Origin of the sequence: Candidatus Pelagibacter communis, assembly GCF_001179965.1 — a bacterium.
Lineage (GTDB): Bacteria > Pseudomonadota > Alphaproteobacteria > Pelagibacterales > Pelagibacteraceae > Pelagibacter.
On sequence record NZ_CVSH01000013.1, the window covers coordinates 1 to 1,708 of the forward strand.

Sequence of the window (1,708 nt, forward strand, 5' to 3'; positions counted from 1 at the left end):
ATTGGATGACATCAATTTTACCAGAAAAAGGTAGAGAGGTAAGATTTGATATAAAATATAACAAAAAATATATTGCAAGCTATATTGATTTAAAAGGTTATGAAACAAGGCCTAATTCAGTAATAGAGCACACTGTTCAATCATTACTTGGTGCGAAAGAAATAGAGCTTATAAATGAATATCAAGACAATTTAAATATCAAGAAATTAGATTTAATAGTTAATTTTGGTAACCTTTATTTTATAGTAAAACCAATGTGGTACGTTTTGGACTATCTATATAAGTTCACAAATAATTTCGGATATTCGATAATTTTACTGACGGTATTAATCAGATTAGTATTTTTCCCACTTAATCAATATAGCATGAAAAGCATGGGACGTATGAAAAAAATTAGTCCTCAGCTAGAAAATTTAAAAGCAAGATTTAAAGATGACAAGACTCAACTTCAAAAAGAGATGTTAAAATTATACCGAGAAAATGGTATTAATCCAGCCGCCTCGTGTCTTCCTATTATCATAATGATACCTTTTTTCTTTGGAATTTATAAACTACTTTTAATTGACAGCGCCATGCGTCACGCTCCATTTATGTGGATATGGCAAGATCTAAGCGCCAAGGATCCAAGTTCCTTATTTAATTTGTTTGGTCTTCTACCCTTTTCAGTGCCAGGGTTTCTTGAAATCGGGATTCTGCCCGTCTTGATGGGCGCTACTATGCATTTACAGATGCGTCTTTCACCTCAACCAGGTGGTGGTGGAGATATGGCTAAAATGCAAAAACAAATATTTATGTTTATGCCACTCGTGTTGACTGTAATACTTGCTCCCTTCGCCGCAGGTCTCGTTTTATACTGGTGTGCCACAAATGTATTGACCATCGTGCAGCAGGCAATAATCAACCGAACTATAAAAGTAAAAGATTATTAATGAATCCTTCTTTTGAAGAATTAAAAAAAATTCTTCCATCATCCGGGTCCAACCTAAATGAGATCCAAAAATATATCGACAAGTACAAAAATGAATTAATAGTGATTAAATATGGAGGTAATTTAAATATCTCAAGATCTATATTTAATAATTTTATTAAAGACGTAAGTATTCTTCATAAACTGGGACTTTCAATTATAGTAGTTCATGGTGGAGGACCAAGAATAAATAAAGAGTTGGAAAAATCTAATATCCAGTCAAAGTTTTTAAAGGGAATAAGAGTAACTGATAGTAAAATTATAAATATAGTAGAGAACGTACTCATCGACTTTAATAATGATATAGTTGAATCTTTGAGAGAACTTAATACGGAAGCAGTTTCAATACATACCAAGAAAAATAATATTATAGAGGTAACGCCAGAATCTAAGGAGCTAGGTTATGTAGGAAAACCAAATAAAATTAAAAATGATGTTGTAATGGATATTATTAAAGAAAATAAAGTGCCTGTAATTTCTCCACTAGGCTTAGGGGAAAATAATCAAACATTTAACATTAATGGAGATACAGCAGCAACAGCTATTGCAAAATCTTTAAAGTCAAGAAGATTACTTTTAATGACAAATGTAGATGGTGTCTTAGATAAAGAAAAAAAATTAATAGAAGAGATTTCCTCATCTGAAATTTTAAAGATGATTGAAAATGAGACTATAAGTGGTGGGATGATACCAAAAATTCAAGGCTGTTTAGATGCTATAAATAATGGGGTTACTGGTGTG

The 1,708-nt window shown here is 31.5% G+C and carries 2 protein-coding genes; both read left to right on the forward strand.

Annotation, left to right across the window (positions count from 1 at the left end; translation table 11 throughout):
- Positions 1-929, forward strand: a 929-nt coding sequence (gene yidC / locus AMN73_RS00505) for a membrane protein insertase YidC (RefSeq protein WP_075534367.1), incomplete at its 5' end; no start/stop codon positions are given.
- The coding region (argB, locus tag AMN73_RS00510; RefSeq protein WP_075534368.1) for an acetylglutamate kinase at positions 929-1,708 on the forward strand (780 nt) is incomplete at its 3' end. The genes yidC and argB, both read left to right, overlap by 1 nt.